This is a genomic window from Nocardia thailandica NBRC 100428 (assembly GCF_000308795.1).
GTDB lineage: Bacteria > Actinomycetota > Actinomycetes > Mycobacteriales > Mycobacteriaceae > Nocardia > Nocardia thailandica.
Map to the genome: position 1 here is coordinate 40,262 of NZ_BAGK01000108.1, position 20,558 is coordinate 60,819.

The 20,558-nt window shown below is 72.0% G+C and carries 20 protein-coding genes and 1 riboswitch; of the genes, 9 read left to right on the forward strand and 11 right to left on the reverse strand.

Annotated features, from left to right (window positions below):
• Positions 1–126 precede the first annotated feature (126 nt).
• Genes ON36_RS11395 through ON36_RS11405 form a run of 3 tightly spaced genes read right to left on the reverse strand, consistent with a single transcriptional unit; the run spans position 127 to position 3,313 of the window.
• Positions 127–1,755 carry an ABC transporter permease gene (locus tag ON36_RS11395; RefSeq protein ID WP_043651155.1) on the reverse strand — a complete coding sequence of 543 codons (1,629 nt, stop codon included), beginning with the start codon at positions 1,753–1,755 and terminating at the stop codon, positions 127–129.
• The gene (locus ON36_RS11400) at positions 1,752–2,687 is read right to left on the reverse strand and encodes an ABC transporter ATP-binding protein (RefSeq protein WP_043651157.1); all 936 of its coding nucleotides are present in this window, start codon (positions 2,685–2,687) and stop codon (positions 1,752–1,754) included. Before ON36_RS11400 ends, ON36_RS11395 begins: the two co-directional genes overlap by 4 nt.
• Positions 2,688–2,692: 5 nt before the next feature.
• Complete coding sequence (locus tag ON36_RS11405; protein WP_043651159.1) at positions 2,693–3,313, reverse strand: TetR/AcrR family transcriptional regulator; 621 nt, start codon at positions 3,311–3,313, stop codon at positions 2,693–2,695.
• 117 nt (positions 3,314–3,430) lie between these two features.
• Here ON36_RS11405 and ON36_RS11410 point away from each other — a divergent pair, with 117 nt between their 5' ends.
• Positions 3,431–5,368, forward strand: coding sequence for an acyl-CoA dehydrogenase family protein (locus ON36_RS11410; RefSeq protein WP_043651160.1), 1,938 nt, complete (start codon positions 3,431–3,433; stop codon positions 5,366–5,368).
• 31 nt (positions 5,369–5,399) lie between these two features.
• On the forward strand, positions 5,400–5,945 hold the full coding sequence (locus ON36_RS11415; RefSeq protein ID WP_043651162.1) for a cytochrome b: 546 nt from the start codon (positions 5,400–5,402) through the stop codon (positions 5,943–5,945).
• A gap of 39 nt (positions 5,946–5,984) precedes the next feature.
• Here the strand turns inward: ON36_RS11415 and ON36_RS11420 are convergent, their stop codons facing one another.
• The 4 genes from ON36_RS11420 to ON36_RS11435 all read right to left on the reverse strand — a co-directional run bounded on the left by ON36_RS11420 (position 5,985) and on the right by ON36_RS11435 (position 9,323).
• Positions 5,985–6,599 carry a phosphatase PAP2 family protein gene (locus ON36_RS11420; RefSeq protein WP_245558038.1) on the reverse strand — a complete coding sequence of 205 codons (615 nt, stop codon included), beginning with the start codon at positions 6,597–6,599 and terminating at the stop codon, positions 5,985–5,987.
• Between the two features lie 6 nt (positions 6,600–6,605).
• Positions 6,606–6,956 (reverse strand): hypothetical protein, encoded by a 351-nt coding sequence (locus ON36_RS11425; RefSeq protein ID WP_043651165.1) that lies wholly within the window; start codon positions 6,954–6,956, stop codon positions 6,606–6,608.
• Positions 6,956–7,843, reverse strand: coding sequence for a nuclease-related domain-containing protein (locus ON36_RS11430; RefSeq protein ID WP_043651168.1), 888 nt, complete (start codon positions 7,841–7,843; stop codon positions 6,956–6,958). The genes ON36_RS11425 and ON36_RS11430 overlap by 1 nt, the downstream gene beginning before the upstream one ends.
• A gap of 88 nt (positions 7,844–7,931) precedes the next feature.
• Entirely contained in the window at positions 7,932–9,323 is a 1,392-nt protein-coding gene (locus tag ON36_RS11435) for a DUF2252 domain-containing protein (protein WP_043651208.1), read from the reverse strand.
• A gap of 85 nt (positions 9,324–9,408) precedes the next feature.
• On the opposite strand from ON36_RS11435, the gene ON36_RS11440 reads away from it, so the two are divergent.
• From ON36_RS11440 to gcvP, 7 genes are all read left to right on the forward strand, one after another.
• Complete coding sequence (locus ON36_RS11440) at positions 9,409–10,008, forward strand: CDP-alcohol phosphatidyltransferase family protein (protein WP_043651171.1); 600 nt, start codon at positions 9,409–9,411, stop codon at positions 10,006–10,008.
• A gap of 42 nt (positions 10,009–10,050) precedes the next feature.
• Positions 10,051–10,449: a glycine cleavage system protein GcvH gene (gcvH, locus tag ON36_RS11445; protein ID WP_043651174.1), complete on the forward strand. Its 399-nt coding sequence runs from the start codon at positions 10,051–10,053 to the stop codon at positions 10,447–10,449.
• A gap of 145 nt (positions 10,450–10,594) precedes the next feature.
• The gene (gene odhI / locus ON36_RS11450; RefSeq protein WP_043651177.1) at positions 10,595–11,083 is read left to right on the forward strand and encodes an oxoglutarate dehydrogenase inhibitor Odhl; all 489 of its coding nucleotides are present in this window, start codon (positions 10,595–10,597) and stop codon (positions 11,081–11,083) included.
• Positions 11,084–11,123: 40 nt separating this feature from the next.
• Positions 11,124–11,888: a transcriptional regulator FtsR gene (ftsR, locus tag ON36_RS11455; protein ID WP_052313875.1), complete on the forward strand. Its 765-nt coding sequence runs from the start codon at positions 11,124–11,126 to the stop codon at positions 11,886–11,888.
• Positions 11,889–12,042: 154 nt separating this feature from the next.
• On the forward strand, positions 12,043–12,516 hold the full coding sequence (locus ON36_RS11460; RefSeq protein ID WP_043651181.1) for a bifunctional nuclease family protein: 474 nt from the start codon (positions 12,043–12,045) through the stop codon (positions 12,514–12,516).
• Between the two features lie 191 nt (positions 12,517–12,707).
• Positions 12,708–13,265 (forward strand): MerR family transcriptional regulator, encoded by a 558-nt coding sequence (locus ON36_RS11465; RefSeq protein WP_157224845.1) that lies wholly within the window; start codon positions 12,708–12,710, stop codon positions 13,263–13,265.
• An 82-nt stretch (positions 13,266–13,347) separates the two neighbouring features.
• Positions 13,348–13,447, forward strand: a riboswitch (glycine riboswitch).
• 161 nt (positions 13,448–13,608) lie between these two features.
• Entirely contained in the window at positions 13,609–16,467 is a 2,859-nt protein-coding gene (gene gcvP, locus ON36_RS11470; RefSeq protein ID WP_043651184.1) for an aminomethyl-transferring glycine dehydrogenase, read from the forward strand.
• A gap of 47 nt (positions 16,468–16,514) precedes the next feature.
• Here gcvP and ON36_RS11475 read toward each other — a convergent pair whose 3' ends face one another.
• From ON36_RS11475 to ON36_RS11490, 4 genes are all read right to left on the reverse strand, one after another.
• The gene (locus ON36_RS11475) at positions 16,515–17,639 is read right to left on the reverse strand and encodes a hypothetical protein (protein ID WP_157224846.1); all 1,125 of its coding nucleotides are present in this window, start codon (positions 17,637–17,639) and stop codon (positions 16,515–16,517) included.
• A gap of 106 nt (positions 17,640–17,745) precedes the next feature.
• The gene (locus ON36_RS11480) at positions 17,746–19,419 is read right to left on the reverse strand and encodes a VWA domain-containing protein (protein WP_043651187.1); all 1,674 of its coding nucleotides are present in this window, start codon (positions 19,417–19,419) and stop codon (positions 17,746–17,748) included.
• 123 nt (positions 19,420–19,542) lie between these two features.
• Entirely contained in the window at positions 19,543–19,794 is a 252-nt protein-coding gene (locus ON36_RS11485) for a WhiB family transcriptional regulator (RefSeq protein WP_043651189.1), read from the reverse strand.
• Complete coding sequence (locus ON36_RS11490; protein WP_043651191.1) at positions 19,791–20,315, reverse strand: HNH endonuclease; 525 nt, start codon at positions 20,313–20,315, stop codon at positions 19,791–19,793. Before ON36_RS11490 ends, ON36_RS11485 begins: the two co-directional genes overlap by 4 nt.
• Positions 20,316–20,558: the final 243 nt, after the last annotated feature.

The window sequence follows — 20,558 nt, forward strand, 5'->3', positions numbered from 1 at the left end:
GTGACGACAGCAAGCTACGCGGACGGTTGTGGGAATTCTCACCGTCCGCGCAGCTCAAAGGGTGTATGTAACAGTACTTTCCAGTAACTTAGCGTTGCAGTAAATCGGTGGCTACCGATCGGCGGGTCACCGCAGATCGCGGCGCCGGAAGGCCACCAGTCCCGCGGCCAGGCCCACCGCCGCGATCGCGCCCAGCCACAGCACCGGCGCCGCCTCGAAGGGGGCCGAGGGCAGCTTGGGCGGATGGGCGAACGGCACCAGATCCATCACCCAGCCCGGCAGGCCGTCCAGCGAGCCGAGCAGGAAGATCACGATCATCGCGCTCAACACCGCCCACGCCGCCGTGGCGAAGCGCGGCAGCGCGCCGTAGAGCAGCACGGTGATCGCGGTGACGACCCACACCGCGGGGAACTGCACCGCCACCGCGCCCAGGCTCTGGCCGAGCCGGTGCGGCAGATCGCCGTCGGTGAGGCCGTACACCACGCCGATGCCGACCCCCGCGGCCAGCAGGGCGACCGCGGGGCCGGTCACCGCGAACACGAGATGGCTCGCCGCGTAACGGAACCGGCCGACACCCGTGGCCAGGACGGTCTCGGCGCGGCCCGAGCCCTCCTCCTCGTGCAGGCGCAGTGCCGCCGAGACGGAGTAGGCCGAGGCCGCGGCGGCGAGCATCGTCACCGCGTAGGCGATGAACGACAGCTGCAGGTTCTGCGAGCCGCCCATCCGGGTCACCATGTCGACCATCGTCTGGCTGTCGCCGAGCATGTCGTCGATGGTGTCGATGGCCCCGCCGATCAGCAGGCCGTAGAGCGCGAACCCGACGGTCCAGGCCACCAGCGACCCGCGCTGCAGGCGCCAGGCCAGCCCGAGCGGCCCGGCCAGCGCGGCACCCGCGCGGGCGGGTCCGGGGCGCTCGGCGATCAGGCCCGAACCGAGATCGCGCGTGTCCAGCAGCCGGTAGGCCGCCGCGGTGGCGGCCACGGCGAGCGCGGCCGAGGGCAGCAGCACCCACCAGCGCTCGTCGGCGTAGGGGCGGATCTGCAGCGACCAGCCCAGCGGCGAGAACCACGACAGCACACCGTTTCCCGCGTCGCCGACCGCGCGCAGGGCGAACGCGGCCCCGAGCGCGGCGAAGGCCGTGCCGCGCGCGATACGGGCGCCCGCGCTGACCTGCGCGGCCACCGCTGCCACCGCGCCCCACACCAGTCCCGAGGCGGCCAGGGCCGCGCCGAAGGCGAGGGAGCCGCCCGCCGGGAGGCCGCAGGCCAGCAGGGACAGGGTGCAGGCCAGCCCGGCCAGCAGCGCGGCGCCGTAGGTCAGCGCCAGGGCGCCGGTGAGGCCGGCGAACCGGCCGATGCTCGTCGCGCCGACCAGCTCGGCGCGCCCGGTCTCCTCCTCGACGCGGGTGTGGCGGATGACCGTCAGAATCGTGGCCACCGCGATGAGGGTGTACATCGCGCCCGCCTTCCAGGTGCCGATCGACCCCTCGGCGGAACTGAACACCGGGCCGTACATCGCCAGCAGCGCCGGGCTCGCCGCGGTGGTCGCGGCGAACTGGTCCAGCTGGGCCTGGGTGGAGTAGAGGTCCTGGATGCTGACGACCTGGATGGCGGGCATGAGCCCTATCAGCAGCGACCAGGCCGGCGCGATGACGCGGTCGCGGCGCAGCGCGAGCCGCAGCATCTGGCCCGTGCCCGTGAAATCGCCTGCGGTGGCGCCGAATCCGGCGCGCGGGGCGGCGGCGAGAGTGGTCATGCCCGCACCTTCTCTGCGTCCGTGGCGGCACCGGCGGCACCGTCGACGTGGTAGTGCCGCAGGAACAGGTCCTCGAGGGTCGGCGGGGCGCTGGTCAGGCTGCGCACCCCGGCGTCGCCGAGGACGCGAATGAGGGCGCCCAGGTGCTCGGCGTCGACCTGGCAGCGCAGGGTCGACCCGTCGCGTTCGACGTCCTCCACGCCCGGCAGCGCGGCCAGGTCCCCGGGGTCTCCGCTGAGTTCGGCGGTGATCGAGGTGCGGCTCAGGTGCCGCAGCTGGTCCAGGGAACCCGACTCGACGGTGCGGCCCGCGCGGATGATGGTCACCCGCTCGCACAGGTGCTCGACCTCGGACAGGATGTGGCTCGACAGCAGCACCGTCGTGCCCCGGGCCGCCGCCTCGTGCACGCAGTCCTGGAAGACCTGCTCCATGAGCGGGTCGAGGCCCGAGGTCGGTTCGTCGAGGACGAGCAGGTCGACGTCGGAGGCGAAGGCGGAGACCAGCGCGACCTTCTGGCGGTTGCCCTTGGAGTAGGTGCGCGACTTCTTGGTGGGATCGAGCTCGTAGCGCTCGATCAGCTCGGCCCGGCGGGCGGTGTCGATGCCGCCGCGCATGCGGGCCAGCAGGTCGATGGTCTCGCCGCCCGACAGCGACGGCCACAGGGTGACGTCGCCGGGAACGTAGGCCAGCCTGCGGTGCAGGGCGACCGCGTCGGTCCAGGGATCGCGGCCGAACAGCGTCGCCGTACCGCCCGAGGCGCGCAGCACGCCGAGCAGGACCCGGATGGTGGTCGACTTGCCCGCGCCGTTCGGGCCGAGGAAGCCGTGGATCTCGCCGGGCGCGACGGTGAGGTCCAGGCCGTCGAGTGCCGTGAAGCGGCCGAAATCCTTGCGCAGGCCGCGGACATCGATGACCGGTTGGGTGGTGGACATGGGTGCTACTCCTCGAAGACGGAATCGAGCAGGGAGGGGTCGGTGAGCATGCCCTGGGCGTAGAGCTCGAGGGCGGGGAACGCGGTCACATCGGACAGATCGCGCAGGGCGGTGCGGAAATCCAGTGCGCCGTCGCGGTATTCGCGCATCTGCAGGTAGAGGTTCATGGCGCCGACGTGGCACAGCACCAGGTAGCGGGCCCGGGCGGCCGGGTCGCGGCTCGGCTTGATCGTGCCGACGTCGACCGCGGCCTGCAGGTACTCGACGGCGTCGGCGATCATGTGCTCGAGCAGGGATTCGGCCAGCGGGCCTCCTGCCTGGAAACTGCGCAGCATGTAGGCGACCTGGGGTGCGTACTTCTCGACATCGGCGAGGCCGGAGATGAAGGCGGCCGGGCCCGGCTGGCGGACGACCTCGAGCTTGGCCGCCATGATCAGCTCGAGGACGCGCTCGTCGCATGCGGCGCGCAGGCCGTCCTTGGAACCGAAGTGGTGGTTCACCAGACCGGGGGAGACCCCCGCGGCCGTGGCGATCGCCCGCACGCCGACACCGAAACCCTGCTGCCCGAACACCTCGATCGCGCTGTCGCGGATCCGGGCGGCGGTGCTGAGGTCGGTTGAACGCATGTTCAAAAGACTAAACACGCGTTCAATCTCCGCGCAAGGGGCCGGGCGTAAAGATTTCGTCAGGGCCCCGCCGACGTGCGGACCTGCGCCGGAGCGGAGGGCCGCTATGGTCGGAGCATGGCTATCGGCAGTTCGACGACGGCAGATCACCTCCGCGCGGCCCTCGACGGGCCGTGGCGCGACGTACGGGAGCAGGCCAGGACGCAGCTGGCCGGGGACCGGTTCACCGGCGATCCCCACCTGGACTATCGCGCCGCCCGCGCGCGGGTACTCGAGCAGATGCGGGTGCTGGCGGAAACGGGACTGCCCGAGAAGGGGTTCCGCACCGAGAACGGCGGCACCGGCGACCCGGGCGGCGCGGTCACCGGGTTGGAGATGCTGGCCTACGCGGACCTGTCGCTGTGGGTGAAGTCCGGCGTGCAGTGGGGCCTGTTCGGCGGCGCGGTGGAGAACCTGGGCACCGAACGACACCGCGAATACATCAAGCGGCTCATCTCGCTCGACCTGCTCGGCTGCTTCGCGATGACCGAATCCGGCCACGGCAGCGACGTGGCCAACCTGGAGACCACGGCGACCTACGATCCGGCCACCCAGGAATTCGTGGTGCACACCCCCACCCCCTCCGCCCGCAAGGACTACATCGGCGGCGCGGCCGAGCACGCGCGCATGGCGGCGGTGTTCGCCCAGCTCGTCACCGGCGGCGAGAGCAAGGGCGTGCACTGCCTGCTCGTGCCCATCCGCGACGAGAACGGCGCCGACCTCCCCGGCGTGACCACCTACGACGACGGCCTCAAGGGCGGACTGCCCGGCGTCGACAACGGCCGCATCGTCTTCGACCACGTCCGGGTCCCGCGCGAGAACCTGCTCAACCGCTACGCCGACGTCGCCCCGGACGGCACCTACACCTCCGACATCGAGAACCCGAGCCGCCGGTTCTTCACCACCCTGGGCACCCTGGTGCGCGGGCGGGTCAGCGTCGGCGGCGCCGCGGCGGCGGGCGCCCGCGTCGGGTTGAGCATCGCCGTGCGCTACGCGCTCGCGCGGCGCCAGTTCGCCGATCCCGACACCGGCGCCGAGACCCTGCTCATGGACTACCGCAACCATCAGCGCCGCCTGCTGCCGCTGGTCGCCAAGTCGTTCGCGCTCGCCTTCGCCCAGAACGACCTGGTCCGCCGCATGGATCTCATCCAGACCGGCCGCAACACCGAGCCCGAGGCCCAGCGCGCGCTCGAGAAGCGGGCCGCGGGCCTCAAGGTCGCCCAGACCCGCCACGCCACCCGGGCCCTGCAGGAGTGCCGCGAGGCGTGCGGCGGCGCGGGCTACCTCACCGAGAACCGCCTGGTCGGTCTGAAGGCCGACACCGACGTGTTCACCACCTTCGAGGGTGACAACGTCGTGCTCACCCAGCTGGTCGCCAAGGAACTGCTCACCGCCTACGCCGACGAGGTCCGCGATCTCGACGCGATGGGCTGGGTGCGCTTCGCCGCGACCATGGCCGGCGACGTCGTGCGCAAGACCTCCGGTGTGCGTCAGCTCATCCAGACCCTGCGCGATCGCGGCGACGAGACCGTCGACGAGGGCGACCTGGGCAAGCGCGACGTGCAGCTGGCGCTGTTCGCCGACCGCGAGGACTACCTGGTCCGCACCGCCGCGCACCGCCTGCGTGCCCGCGCCGCCGACACCGGACCGTTCGAGGCGTTCAACAACGCCCAGGACCACATCCTGGCCGCCGGGTCGGCCCACATCGACCGGCTCGTGCTCGAGGCGTTCATCGACGGCATCGCCACCGTCGAGGACCCGGAGGCGCGGGCCCTGGCCGAGACGGTGTGCGACCTGTACGTCTACAGCACCCTCGAAGAGCACCTGTCCTGGTACATCATGCATCGGTTCATGTCGGTCGAGCGGGCCAAGGCGGTGCGGCGCGGGGTCAACGAACTGGTCGACCGGCTGCGTCCGGACGCGCTGACCCTGGTCGAGGCGATGGGTGTGCCCGAGGGCATGCTGCGCGCGGCCATGCTGTCGGACGCGAGCGTCTACGACCGCACCGGATCGTGACCCCGGACCGAACCGGCGGCGAGGCTGTCTCGTGTCCACGACTGTGAACGACGATGCCTCCCGCCGGTTCGGTCCGGCGAGCATGCTGCTGCACTGGCTCTCGGTGCCGGTGGTGCTGCTCGCCTTCGGTTTCGGCGTCGCCGCCGCGCGCGGCGGCGGTGACTACACCTGGCGCATGGACGTGCACCAGGCCGCCGGGACGGCGGTGTTCGCGCTCGTGGTTGCCCGGGCGGCCGCGCGGCTGTGGGGACGCGGCCCGGGCCCCGACGCGGCCCTCGGCCCGCTCGAGCGGCGGGTCGCGACCCTCACCGAGATCCTGATGTACGTCCTGCTGGCGGCCCAGCCCGTGCTGGGCTGGCTCTCGGCGTGCGCGGCCGGGCTGCCACCGCGGATCGGCGGCGTCACGGTACGCGCCCCGGTGCCCGTCGATCCGGCGCTCTACGCGACATTGCGCGACGTGCACGCCGTCACCGGGTACAGCCTCGTCGCCGTGGCGGCCGCGCACGCGCTGGCGGTGCTGTTCCACGCGGTGGTCCGGCGCGACGGCGTACTCGCCCGGATGGTGCCCGGTCGCTGACCCGACTCGGCACGCGAGGCGAACCGGCATCGGGTGCGATCAGGAGCGCGGCTCCGGCGGGTGCGTCCGGGCCCGCAGGCCCCGTGCGACCCCGCACAGCGGGACCGCCAGCGCCGTCGCGGCGGCCGCCCCGCCGACGACGTCGGTCGCGTGGTGGTAGCCGAGCGCGATCATGCCTGCGGTGACCGGCACGGCGGCGAGCGCGGTCGCGGCGAGCGCCGCGACCGCCGCCGTCGTCCGTGCCAGGCACGCGAACGTCACCGCGACCCCGACCAGGTACACGGTGTGCCCGCTCGGATAGGCCGAATAGTCGTGCAGGTCGCGATGCCAGAACGGCTTGAGCAGCACCGTGTTCAGCGCGGAGACCACGGCGGGCACCGCGAGCATCGTCGCCGCGGACCACCGGCCGCGGCGGGCGGCGAACCACGCGACCGCCACGAGCTGCGCGATCATGACCACGACGGTGTCGCTGGGGACGACCAGCACCCGGGCGAGCCCGTCGGACACCGCCGGACCGACCGCGTCCGCGATCGCGAGGTCGGCGGCGGTGGGGCCGCCGTCGCCGGGAAAGGTCGGCGGCAGGGCGACGGCGATCGCGGCGGCCGTGGCGACCACGGCCAGGCGCGCCGCCGTCGCGGGGGCGGGGTGGAGCACGATCGGTCAGGGTAGCGGCCGGTGCCCCAGCGCCCGCAGCGTGGCCGCCGGATCCGCGACGTCGACCACGACGCGGGTGAACGCGGCGCCCGCCAGATCGAGGCGCACGGCCCGGCCGCCGAAGGTGGTGTCCCAGAATTCCTTGCGCCCCTTGGCCCGATAGGTGCCCGCGGCGATCCGGCCCGGCCAGTAGGTGCCGCCGACGCGCAACCACGCCGGCCGCAATCCGCTGTCGGCGATCTCGGCGGAGACGACCGCCGAACGCGGCACGCTCAGCCGCGAGCGCAGCGCCCAGATCCGGTGCGATCCCAGCACGCGGATCCGCACCTCGTCGCCGGTGACCTCCAGCTCCACCATCAGGCGGGCCCGTAGGTCAGGATCGCGGTCACGATGAACCACAGCACCCAGGCGACCACGACGAACATGCCGACGGCCAGGGTCAGCCGCAGGAACCCGCGCCCCAGGTCGACGTCGCCGCGCTCGGTGGGGTACAGCTGCCACGGGCTGTACCAGGGGGCGCGCACCCGCCCGCTGAGCTGGTCGGCGAGCGCGGCCTGCTCCTCGGCGTAGGCCTCGGCCTGGGCCTGGGTGGGACCGCCGTGCCACAGCGTCACGTCGATCGGGCCGAGGAAGCCCTCCTCGACCAGGTCCTGCGGTGCGGGGAGATACGGCAGGATGCCGAGGCCGCGGAACGCGATGGCCACGTCGTTGGCCGTCCACAGGTGCTTCTCCTGCTCGGCCAGCGTCCGGAAGTACGGCACGAGGTCGTCGGGGTGGTTGGCCACGACCACGTCGAAACTCGGGTCGTGCCAGGCCTGGTGGACCTCGACCCGCGCGCCGGGCGCGGGCACGATGACCCCGAGCGCGTGCACCACCCGCTGGCCGAGACCGCGCGCGGCCAGGTACTCCTGCAGGGCGTAGGTGTGCTCGCGCGAGCGCTCCAGCGGCGTCAGCTTCTCCCCGCCCGCGAAGGCGGCGGGTTCCCCGGAGACGCTCCACGGGCCGTTCAGCGGGATCTCGAGCACCCCGTCCTGGCGGCGGGTGAAGGTCTCCGCCTCGATGATCACCACGCTGGTCGGCGTCCACACCACCGCGTCGAACTGGTAGAGGCGGTCGTTGTGGAACACCGAGGCGTTGACCGTGGCGACCCCGTGTGGGTCCGCGGGGTCGTCCCAGGTGCGCAGCCAGTCGAGCAGCGCCCCCTCGGCCTCGCTCCCGGTGGCGTTCTGCACCCGTACGAGCATCGCGTCGCTCCTTTGGCTGTCGCCGAGAATCGTTGGGGTACAGGATAGCTGGCGTGGCGGCCCGGCCGGGCCCGCGCGGCCGGAGTGTTCAGCTCGGTTCGGCGGCGAGCCTGCCCGCGTCGATCGCGGCCCGCAGTTCGGCGTGGTCGGCCTCGGTCCGGTCGGCGTAGCGGACCGCGAACGCAGTGACCGCCTCGTCGAAGGTCTCGGCGTCGTCACCGTCGAGGTAACCGGCCGTGACCCGCGGGTCGAGCGAGCGGGCGTGCGCGCGGGCCAGCAACGTCCCGGCGAGCCTGCCGTAGTCGTCGAGGTCGCCCGCCGACAGCGACGACGGATCGATACTGCCCTTCAGATTGCGGAACTGGCGGACGATGCACGGCACCGGTGTGTCGAGCTCGGCGGTGGTCCAGCCGAGCAGGATGTCGGTCTCGGACTGCACCAGCCGCGCACCCGCCACGATCCGTTCGCCCTCGTGCCGGGCGGGCGCCGCGGGCAGATACGGCGTCAGCGAGGACGGCGCCGCCTGTTTGACCTGCAGGACCAGCGACTCCCCGTCGTTGCCGTGCAGCAGCACCACGTAGCTGTGCAGGCCGACGCTGCCCGTGCCGACGATGCGGAAGGCCACGTCGGAGACCGCGTAGCGGCCGAGCAGGTTGCGCCGCGACTCGCGCAGGGTGCCCGCGTAGGCGTGCAGGGCGTCGATGATCGCCTCGGCCACCGGTTCCTCGACCGGGGTCAGGATCGGCGGATCGCTGACGAAGCGGTGCTTGCGGATGCCGGTGCGGTGGTCGTCGAGGTGCTCGGTCCACTTGGCGACGACCTTGGCGCTGGTGTTCTTGCGCGCCTTCTTGGCCGCCTTCTTGAAGTCGTCGGCCAGGTCGTCCGCCTCGGCGGCCGCGAGCACGGCGTCGTCGTGCAGTTCGGTCCACGACTGCAGGAACGGCAGCTCGGCCAGGCGGGCGACGGCCTTGCGGTAGGCGCGCACCGCGTCGCGGGCGGCGCGGGCGCAGTCGTCCTCGTCGGCGCCGGACTCGCGGCCCGCCAGCACCAGGCTCGCCGCGAGGCGCTCGAGATCCCACTCCCACGGCCCGGCCACCGTCTCGTCGAAGTCGTTGATGTCCATCACGATCTCGCCGCGCTGGCTGCCGTAGAGGCCGAAGTTGGCCGCGTGCGCGTCGCCGCAGATCTGGGCGGTCAGGCCCGAATCCGGGCCCGCCGACAGGTCGGCGGCCATCAGCCCGGCCGCGCCGCGATAGAAGGTGAACGGTGAGGCCGACATCCGCCCGATCCGCAACGGGATCAGGCGCTCGATGCGGCCGCGGTTGCTCGCCTCGACGAAGTCGAGCACGCCCGGCCGGCCCTCGCCCTCGGCGGCGCGGTCGCGGGCGGCGTAGGGCACCCGTTCGCGGGCGGCGCGGCCCCGCGCCCGTGCCTCGTCGGCGCTCACATACCGGCGCAGGTCTATCGCGGAGTCGAACACAGCGGTCACGCTAGCGCGCCCGGCTCGGGCCCGCGCGGCGTGGCCTGCTGGCGGAACCGGGGCGGGGTGGGGTAAGCACGGGGTTGTGCCAAGCCAATCGGTCTTCGACGACCGCATCCTGACCGTGCCCAATGTGCTGAGCACACTGCGGCTGCTCGGGGTGCCGCTGTTCCTGTGGCTCATGCTGGGCCCGCAGGCCGACGGCTGGGCCTTCACCCTGCTGATCCTGTCCGGCCTGACCGACTTCCTCGACGGCAAGCTCGCCCGGCTGCTCGACCAGTCCTCCCGCCTCGGCGCGCTGCTCGACCCGTTCGTCGACCGGCTCTACATGGTGACGACCCTGCTCGCGTTCGTGCTGCGCGACATCATCCCGTGGTGGGTGGCGGTGCTGCTGATCGGGCGCGACGCCCTGCTCGCGCTGACCCTGACCGTGTACCGGCGCCGCGGGCTGCCGCCGCCGGAGGTGATCTACCTCGGCAAGGCGGCCACCTTCGCGCTCATGTCGGCGCTACCGTGGCTGCTGGCCGGGCAGATGGACTGGGTGGGGGCGGGTTTCGGCCGGGCCTTCGGCGGGGCGCTGCTGGTGTGGGGCACCGCCCTCTACGTCTGGACCGGCGCCCTCTACACCGCGCAGGCCCTACGGGTCGCTCGTTCGATACCGCCTGTGCCGCAGCACGCCCGGTAGCCGATACTCTTGCGTGCAACGTCGACGAGGAAAGGACGGGTTGTGACCCAGACCCCCGAGGATCTGCGCTACACCGAGGAGCACGAGTGGGTGCGGCGGACCGGGCCGACCACGGTCCGGGTGGGCATCACCGACTACGCCCAGTCCCAGCTCGGTGACGTGGTGTTCGTGCAGCTGCCCGACAACGACAACGACGTCACCGCAGGAGACAGCATCGCCGAGGTCGAATCGACCAAGAGCGTGTCCGACATCTACGCCCCGCTGACCGCGAAAGTCGTTGCGATCAACGAGGATCTGGTGTCGGAACCGGAGACGCTGAACACCGATCCGTACGGTGACGGGTGGCTTTTCGACCTCGAACTCGCCGACGAGGCCGGGCTCGACGCCGCGCTGGCGCAACTGCTGGATGCGGCGGGTTATCAAGGAGTTATCGGGGGCTGAACACCCCTTGCCAGTTCTCCCTGCACGGGCACGGCCCGGCAGGGTACGGTCAAAGCCGAGCGGATACGTCGGGTGCGCCGGAGAGTGTGTCGCCCAGCGCAGCACCTGCCTGCATGGATAATCAGGTTCGAGGAGGAGAGAAACGGTGAGCGAGAACAGGGACCCGGGTTACGGGGAGACCGCGGCCGAGACGACGTCGGTCTTCCGCGCGGACTTCCTCAACGAGGTCGACGCGTCGCGCTCCGGAGAGCAGACCGGCGAGGCGCCGGTCCAAGGGGTGGAGGGCCTGCCGGTCGGCGCCGCCCTCCTGGTGGTCAAGCGCGGCCCGAACGCGGGTTCGCGCTTCCTGCTCGATCAGCCGACGACGTCGGCGGGTCGGCATCCCGACAGCGACATCTTTCTCGACGATGTCACCGTCAGCCGCCGCCACGCGGAATTCCGCCAGGACGAGGACTCCTTCCAGGTCGTCGACGTGGGCAGCCTGAACGGCACCTACGTCAACCGCGAGCCGGTGGACTCCTCGGAGCTGCAGAACGGTGACGAGGTCCAGATCGGCAAGTTCCGTCTGGTCTTCCTGACCGGTCCGCGTGCGCAGGCCAGTGACTCGTCGTCGACGGGTGCGAGCTCGCTGTGAGCTCCAGGTGACCGGGGCGGCGCAGTGGGCGCGCGGAGGGATGTCGATCGGCTCCGTGCTCGACCTGCTGCGACCGGACTTCCCGGACATCACGATCTCCAAGATCCGGTTCCTCGAATCCGAGGGGCTGATCCGTCCGGAGCGCACGCCGTCGGGTTACCGCCGATTCTCGGTGGCCGACTGCGAGCGGCTGCGGTTCGTCCTGACCGCGCAGCGCGATCAGTACCTGCCGCTGAAGGTCATCAAGGAACAACTCGAAGCGATCGACAGCGGGGCGGCGACGCTGGGTGTGCGCGAGGCGCGTGCCCGCGACCGCGCCCCACGCGGCGTCACGGAGCCGGGCCCCCAGGGGTCCGGCTCCGTGCCCGCGCCGCCGCGCCGGCTCGGGGTCGTGCCCGGCGAGGTCACCCCGGACGAGCTGCGTCTGGATCCCCAGGTGCGGCTCACCCGCGCTGACCTGCTCGAGCAGTCCGGGGTGGCGGAGACCTTCCTCGACGACCTGCTGCGGGCCGGGCTGGTGGTGCCCGGCGCGGGGGGATATTTCGACTCCGACGCCGTCACGCTGGCGCGCACGGCCCAGGCCATGGCCGAATTCGGTTTGGAGGCAAGGCATCTGCGTGCCTTCAAGCTGGCGGCCGACCGCGAGGCGGCGCTGGTCGCCCAGATCGCCGCGCCCATCGCCAAGAGCCGGGACGCCGATGCGCGGGCCCGCGCCGAGGAGACGGTGCGGGAACTGGCCGCGCTCTCGCTGAACCTGCACGCCGCCCTGGTCAAGGCCGCGGTGCGGGCGGCCCTGGGTAACTGAACGCCCGCGTTCCCGGCGGGTATCACCCTGGCAACACACCGGTCACGGCCTGCCGCCGCCCGTGACGTGACGCGAAATTCGCCTAGACTCGTGTGTACGGCAACGCGGTCAGCGGTCGTGCCGCGCTGCCGAAAGAGTATTTGGGAGGACTGCGATGAGCGAGATGCGTGTGATCGGCATTCGTGTCGAGCAGCCACAGAACCAGCCCGTGCTCCTGCTCCGGGAGGCCTCGGGGGAGCGATACCTCCCGATCTGGATCGGGCAGACCGAGGCGACCGCGATCGTGCTCGAGCAGGAGGGCGTCACCCCGATCCGTCCGCTCACCCACGACCTGATCAAGATCCTGATCTCCGAGCTCGGGCACACCCTCAAGGAAGTGCGGATCGTGGCCCTGCAGGAGGGCACCTTCTTCGCCGATCTGGTCTTCGAGGGCGACCTGCGCGTCTCGGCCCGGCCCTCGGATTCGGTCGCCATCGCGTTGCGGGTCGGCTGCCCGATCTACGCCGAGGAACCGGTGCTCGCCGAGGCCGGTCTGGTCATGCCCGACGAGCGCGAGGACGAGGTCGAGAAGTTCAAGGAGTTCCTCGAGTCGGTGTCCCCGGACGACTTCAAGGCCACCGACGGGTAGCAGGTCAGCGGCTGTTTTCTAGACCTGAAGTAGAGGTCGAGAGAATCGCCGCGCGCGGTGCTTGGTTCTGCGCGGTCGGTGCCCGGACAATGGTCAGCGAGTAACCTGGAAAACCGGGCACGAGTAGAGCGGCACGAGCGCCGGAACGACGCGGGGGGATCCCCGGCGGGCCCCGGAGCAAGGAGTGGTCAGTGGTAGAGCAACCGCAGGATGTAGTCCAGCCCGGCTTGTTCCCGGACGACTCGGTGCCCGACGATCTGGTCGGCTACCGGGTGCCCAGTGCCTGCCAGGTCGCCGGTATCACCTACCGGCAGCTCGATTACTGGGCCCGCACCGGCCTGGTCGTCCCGTCGATCCGCGGCGCCGCCGGGTCCGGGAGTCAGCGTCTGTACTCGTTCAAGGACATCCTGGTCCTCAAGATCGTCAAACGCCTGCTCGACGCGGGCATCTCGTTACAGAACATCCGGATCGCGGTCGATCACCTGCGCAGCCGCGGCGTGCAGGATCTCGCCGGGATCACGCTGTTCTCCGACGGCACCTCGGTCTACGAGTGCTCCTCGGCCGAGGAGGTCGTCGATTTACTGCAGGGCGGGCAGGGCGTCTTCGGGATCGCGGTCAGCGGCGCCATGCGGGAACTGACCGGGGCCATCGCCGACTTCCCCGCCGAGCGGGCCACCACCGTGTCGGACCGGCCCGAGGACGAGCTGTCGTTCCGGCGCAAGGCGCGGGAGAACCGCCGCACCGGCTAGGTGTGACGTGACGAGCACTACACCCCCGTAGGGCGCCGCGTGGCGTCCACGGGGGTTTGCTGCCTTTAGACTGGGTGGGCGTCGCCACCGTGCGGGAGAGTTCCGGGCTCGAAGGAGTACCGGGCGCCGAAGGAGCAGCACCTCCCCGTCGATCTCTCAGGCAAACGGACCGTGCGGGGATTCGGCGCCTCTGGAAAGCGGTGGCAGCCGGCCGCCCGCCCACGGGGAAAGGGGATACGGCCGCCGAGGCCGCGTCGCCGAATCTCTCAGGCCACAGGACAGAGGGGGAGGGCTGGAACCCGTCGCCCCCGCAGGGGTCGATCCGCCCGACCAGGAGCCCGCCGTGACCCGCTCATTCGCCGACCGCCACATCGGACCCGACTCCGGCGAGCTCGCCCGGATCCTCGACACCGTCGGCGTGGACTCCCTCGACGCGCTCGCCGAATCCGCGCTGCCCTCGGGCATCCTCGACGCCGGCCTCGACGCCCTGCCCGCCCCGGTCTCCGAGCACGAGGCGCTGGCCGAGCTGGCCGCCCTCGCCCACGCCAACACCGTGGCGACCTCGATGATCGGCCTCGGCTACTACGACACGCTCACCCCGCCGGTGCTGGTGCGCAATTTGCTGGAAAACCCGGCCTGGTACACCGCCTACACCCCGTACCAGCCCGAGATCAGCCAGGGCCGCCTGGAGGCCCTGCTGAACTTCCAGACGATGGTCTGCGACCTGACCGGTATGGACGTGGCGAACGCCTCCATGCTCGACGAGGCCACCGCCGCCGCCGAGGCCATGACGCTGCTGCGCCGCGCGGGCAGATCCAAGGCCACCCGCCTGCTCGTCGACGCCGACCTGTTCCCGCAGACCAAGACCGTGCTGGCCACCCGGGCCGAGCCGCTGGGATTCGAGATCGTCGAGGCCGATCTGTCCGGCGGGGAACTGCCCGAGGGCGAGTTCTTCGGCGTGATCGTGCAGACCCCGGGCGCGTCGGGCCGCATCGTCGACTGGACTGCGCTGATCGCCGCCGCGCACGAGCGCGGCGCGCTGGTCGCGGCGGGCGCCGACCTGCTGGCCGCCACCCTGGTCACCCCGCCCGGGGAACAGGGTGCCGACGTCTGTTTCGGCACCACCCAGCGCTTCGGCGTGCCGATGGGCTTCGGCGGCCCCCACGCCGGATACCTGGCGGTGCGCAGCGGGTTCGCCCGCCAGCTGCCGGGCCGCCTGGTCGGCGTCTCCGTCGACGCCGACGGCGCCCGCGCCTACCGCCTCGCCCTGCAGACCCGCGAGCAGCACATCCGCCGCGAGAAGGCGACCTCCAACATCTGCACCGCCCAGGTGCTGCTGGCCGTCGTGGCCGCCATGTACGCCTCCTATCACGGTGCGAACGGCCTGCGCGCCATCGCGCGCCGCGTGCACCAGCACGCCGCCGACGTCGCGGCGGGCCTCGGCGCGGCGGTCGTGCACGGCGCCTTCTTCGACACCGTGCTCGCCCAGGTGCCCGGCGGCGCGGAAGCCGTTGTCGCCAAGGCGAAGTCGCGCGGGATCAACCTGCGCCTCGTCGACGCCGATCACGTCGCCATCGCCTGCGACGAGGCCACCACCGACGCCCACGTCGCCGCGGTGCTGCAGTCCTTCGGCACCGCCGAGGCCCTGCCCGAGGTCGCCGCGGTCGGGCAGGGACTGGCCGAGGCCGAGGCCGCGCTGACGGGCGACGCCCCCACCCCGCTCGCCGACATCGAGACCCGCGCCTCGGACTACCTGACCCACCCCGCCTTCACCCGCTACCACACCGAGACGGCCATGCTGCGCTACCTGCGCTCCCTCTCGGACAAGGACATCGCGCTCGACCGCAGCATGATCCCGCTCGGCTCGTGCACCATGAAGCTCAACGCGACCGCCGAGATGGAGGCCATCACCTGGCCCGGGTTCGCGCGCCTGCACCCCTACGCCCCGGTCGAGGACGTCCCCGGCATCCTCGGGCTCATCGGCGACCTGGAGCGCTGGCTGGCCGAGATCACCGGCTACGACGCGGTCAGCCTGCAGCCCAACGCGGGCAGCCAGGGCGAGTACGCCGGCCTGCTCGCCATCCGCCGCTACCACCTCGACCGCGGCGACGACCACCGCGACACCTGCCTGATCCCGTCGAGCGCGCACGGCACCAACGCCGCCTCGGCCGCGATGGTCGGCATGCGGGTGGAGGTCGTCAAGTGCCGCGAGAACGGCGACGTCGACCTCGACGACCTGCGGGCCAAGATCGCCGACCACGCCGAGCGGCTGGCCTGCATCATGATCACCTACCCGTCCACGCACGGCGTCTACGAGCACGAGGTCGCCGAGCTGTGCGCGCTGGTCCACGACGCGGGCGGGCAGGTCTACATCGACGGCGCCAACCTCAACGCCCTGGTCGGGCTGGCCAAGCCGGGCCGGTTCGGCGGCGACGTCAGCCACCTGAACCTGCACAAGACGTTCTGCATCCCGCACGGTGGCGGCGGCCCCGGCGTCGGCCCGGTCGCGGTGCGCGCGCATCTGGCGCGCTACCTGCCCGGCGACCCGCGCGAGGCGGGCTCGCACGCGGTGTCCGCGGCGCTCTACGGCTCGGCCTCCATCCTGCCGATCACCTGGGCCTACATCCGCATGATGGGCGCCGACGGCCTGCGCGCGGCCACCCTGACCGCGATCGCCTCGGCCAACTACATCGCCCGCCGCCTCGACGCCTTCTTCCCGGTCCTCTACACCGGCGAGAACGGCATGGTCGCCCACGAGTGCATCCTGGATCTGCGCGGGATCACCAAGGCCACCGGTGTCACCGTCGACGATGTCGCCAAGCGCCTGGCCGACTACGGTTTCCACGCGCCGACCATGAGCTTCCCCGTCGCGGGCACCCTGATGGTCGAGCCGACCGAGAGCGAGAATCTCGAAGAACTGGACGAGTTCATCGAGGCCATGATCGCCATTCGCGGGGAGATCGACCAGGTCGGCGCCGGCGTGTGGCCGGTGACCGACAACCCGCTGCGCGGCGCGCCGCACACCGCTGCCTCGCTGGTCGGCGACTGGGACCACCCCTACAGCCGCGAGACCGCGGTCTACCCGCGCGGCCTCGGGCACACCCGCCCGAAGGTGTGGCCGCCGGTGCGGCGCATCGACGGTGCCTTCGGCGATCGCAACCTGGTGTGCTCCTGCCCGCCGATCGAGTCCTACCAGGACTGATTCCGTGCGCGACGGCCCCCGCCGACCCCGGCCGGGGGCCGTCGCCGTCAGTGCTCGGCGGCGCGCCCGCGCAGCCGGCCGAGCAGCGCGCGCAGCCCCTCGGTCGTCGGCACGGCTCCCTCGCCCAGCGCGCCGAGCGGGACCTCGAGGACGCGCAGCGGATGCCCGTCGCCGGTGACCAGGCCGGTGTCGGCGAAACCGGTCGCGTCCAGCAGCCGGGTCACTCCCGAGCCGGGCAGCTCGGTCTGGGCGAAGACCCGCACGCGCGGCAGGAGCGGGTCGGCGGCGTGGATGTCGCGCAGGATCTCCACCGCGTGGTCGACGAAGATCGTGGAGATGGTGAGCGGGCTGGTGCCGAGCCTGCCCCGGAAGGAGCGCAGCAGCCCGACCGAGAACAGCAGCACCGCCTCGCACGCCGTTCCCGGCGGGGCGATGTGGGACCCGCGGATCTGATCGTCACGCAGGCCGCCGTTGCGGCAGTAGGCGGCCTCGCCGAATCGGTTGAGCGGAAGCACCGCCGACATGCCCACGGGCACGAACCGTCCGTCGATCTCGGCCTCGACGAGGGTGAAGGCGAGGGGATTGACCCGGTGCACGCTGTGATTGCGCAGCTTGACGATGTCCAGGGGCGTGGCGAAGCCGGTGCGGGCGAACACTTCCCGGTTGATCTGGCACACCAGGTCGACCTCGTGCTCGCCGACGTGGCGGACGCGATAGCCGAGCGGGTGTGCGGCGTCGGCGGCGTCTGCGGCGTCTGCGGCGTCGAGGGTGCCTGCCATCCTTCTCTCATAGTGCTCGGACAGGCTGGGCAGCAACCCGCGCGCGTCGAGCAGCCCGGCGAGTTGCTCGACCGGATCGCGCCCCGACCAGCGCCGCACCGCGAACGAGAGCAGATGCAGGACGGCGGCGATGACCACGGTGAACAGGACGAAGCCGAGCCAGTCGCTGACCGTGACGACCGGTAGCGCGTCGATCGCCTTCTTCACCGGGTCCGACCATTCGAGGGAGCTGAAGACGCCCGCGGTGACGGTGGCCACCGACAGGATGTAGTGGTCGGGGCGGCGGCTCGCCAGGACCAGCGCCCGCTCGACGCGGTCGGTCACCCAGCGCAGCCGCGACCGCAGCGTGGTGATCGCCCGGCGAACACGGATCACTATGGTGCGCACGGACATCCGGACCTCCACCCCCGCGGCAACTGGTGGCCGCCGTGGCGTTCGGATACCCGCGAACGCGCCCGTTCACACCCGGCGGCCGCGCGTCGCGCGGGCGGGCCGCCGATCAGGTGGTGGTGAGGGCCTTGGAGACGGCCGTGCCGAAGGCGAGGTCGTTGGTGGTGGTGACGGTGGTGAAGGTGCCACCGGTCTGCTGGGCGGCCTGCTGCAGGGTCTGCGGGGCGGTGCCGCCGATGGCGATGACGTCGATGCGGACCGGCTTGCCCGGCACGGCGGCCGCGGCCAGATCGGTCAGCAGGGCCGAGCCGGTCAGCGCGGAATCGTCGTCGGGGCCGTCGGTGATCAGCAGGACGGAGTTGGCGTGCCCGGCCGACCAGTTCGCGATCGCGGCCTTGTAGGCGGCCAGCAGGGACGGATAGGCCTGGTCGGTGCGCGAATCGGTGGCCTTGGCCGCGGTGAACGCCTTGGCCAGGGCGGTGCGCTGGTCGTCGGTCAGCGTCGCCGTCGGGGTCTGCTCCTTGTAGGGGCTGCTGCCGTCGAGGTTCTTGGCGAAGGTCCACAGCCCGAGGCCGAAGTCGGCGGGCATGACCGTCATGGTCGACAGCAGCGCGGCGCTGGCGTTGGCCAGGCGGGTCGCGGCGCCCTCGGCGGCGCCCATCGACGCCGACACGTCGAGCAGCGCGGTGGACACCACGCCGAGGACCGGGTTGTTCAGGGTCGCCTGCACCTTCTCCAGGGTGGCGCGGGTGGGCTGGGGCGGCGCGGCGCCGATCGCGGGGGCGAAGCCCTCGGCGGAAGCGGCCACGACCTGCTCGGGCGCGCGCAGGAAGTCGACGAACCGCGACGCGATGAGATTCTGGGTCTTGTCCACCCACGGGCCCGACATCAGCGCGGCCGGGTAGTCGGCCAGCGGCGCGGAGCCGGCCGGGCGGAACGCGCTCAGTCCGCCCGAGGCGCGGATCTGCTGCTCGGTGGCGGGCACGGCGTGGACCTCGGCGGTCGCCGGATCCGGGCCGGTGGCGGTCATGGCGCCGAGTACGTCGGCCGACGGGGGCGCGCTGGCGGCCAGCCCCGAGATCGCGGCGACGACCTGCCCGGTCGCGGCGGCCTGCTCGGTCAGCGGATCGAAGCCCGACACCGCCGAACCGGCGGCCAGCGCCGCGGCGGTGCTGGCGTCGCCGGTGGGCATGGCCATGCGCAGGGGACCCCAGCTGCCGAGGCCGACGTCGCCCAGCGAGCCCTGCTGCAGGCGCGGCAGGTCACCCCAGCCGATCTTGTTCTCCTCGAGGGCGCGGCGCAGGTCCTCCGGGACCGCGAGCACGATCGGGCTGGTCGCGATGGAGGCGGGCGTGCCCTCGATGAGTCCGGGGACCCGTACCAGCTCGATCGAACGGCTGGAGTCGGCGATCCAGAGCCCGGGCTTCGGGCCGAGCGCCGGGTCCCAGCCGCCGGCGGCGGCGAACCCGGCGACCATGGCCGCGGAGGGCCGAGCGATGACCTTGACCTGCGCGCAGTGGTCGCGCACCCGCGGCTTGGCGGCGTTGAACTTGTCCGCGGCCGCCCGCACCGGGCCGGCCACGGCCGGATCCACGGTCACGTCGAGGGCGGCCGGGCCCTCGACACACTCCGAGGCGGCGGCGGAATCCTTGTTCTCGGCGCGGTCGCTGAACTGGAACCAGGCGACGACGGCGACGAGGACAAGCACGAGCATCGATGCGGCGAGGACCGGACCTTTGCTGATACCGCGAGAGGTGTTCTCACTGCTGCGATGCGTACCCACGCAGGGCAGTTTAAGGACAGATGTCGGCGGCCGTGCAATCCCCCGTCCGACCTGCGCGGATACCCGACCGACGGGGTGCGGCCGCGTGCGGTCGCACCCCGCCGGGGACGGGGGTCTCGTCGGTCAGTCGCGGATCACCTTCCCCCGGTCGAACTCGCGCCCGCCCCAGACCCCGGACTGACCGGTGCGGGTGGCGAAGTCGGTGCACGCCTGCCGCAGCGGGCAGCCCGCGCAGATCTCGCGGGCGTAGGCGAAGTCCTCCGACGGGTAGGGGAACCAGGCCTCGTGGTGCGGGTCGCCGCGGCAGGCGGCGCGGTGCCACTGGGCGGAGTCCGACAGCGGCAGCAGGTCGGCGAGGTGCGGGGATGCGGTCACGGCGCGTACTCCTTCCAGATCTTGCGCTGCCGGGTGGCCAGCGGGTCGGGGGCCTTGGGCTCCCACAGCAGCCGCATCCCGGCTTCCTCCGGGGTGCGGTCGGCCTTGCCGCTGTTGCACGGCGCGCAGCTGGCGATCAGGTTGTTCCAGGTGTTGGGCCCGCCGCGGGAGCGGGGGCGGATGTGGTCGACGGTGTGCGCCCAGCCTGCGCAGTACCCGCACCGGTGCTTGTCGCGGCGCAGGACGCCGGCCAGGGTGGCGCGGCTGTCGTCGCCGACCGTCGCCACGTGCGCGAGGTAGACGTAGCGCAGGAGCCGGATCGTCTCGGGCAGCGCGATCTCGAGCCGCTGGGAGCGGATCGGAAAGGCGGGCACGTGCTCGACCACCGACTCGGCGGCCCCGCTGAGCAGCAGTGTCACCGCACGATCGGCGCTGATCTCGGTCAGCGCCTCGTAGCTGGCGTTGAGGACGAGGACCGGCGTGTGTATCCAATTGTCGGCACGAATGGTCACGGGAATCACCTCGGTTCACGAAGAGACGCGCCGGCGATGCGGCGGAGAGAGAAAGGGAAGGAGAGAAGGTGCGCGGTGTCAGTTCGCGGCGGGGAGACGGACACCGCCGCGATCGGCGGCGTACCGCTCGACGCTGCCGTCGATCCGTTCGCCCTGCATCGGCTTGCGATGGGGTGCCGACGATTTCACGGTCCGTCTCCTCCTCTCGGCTGCTCGTCGCCTGATCGCCGGGCACTGATCCCGGCGTGGATT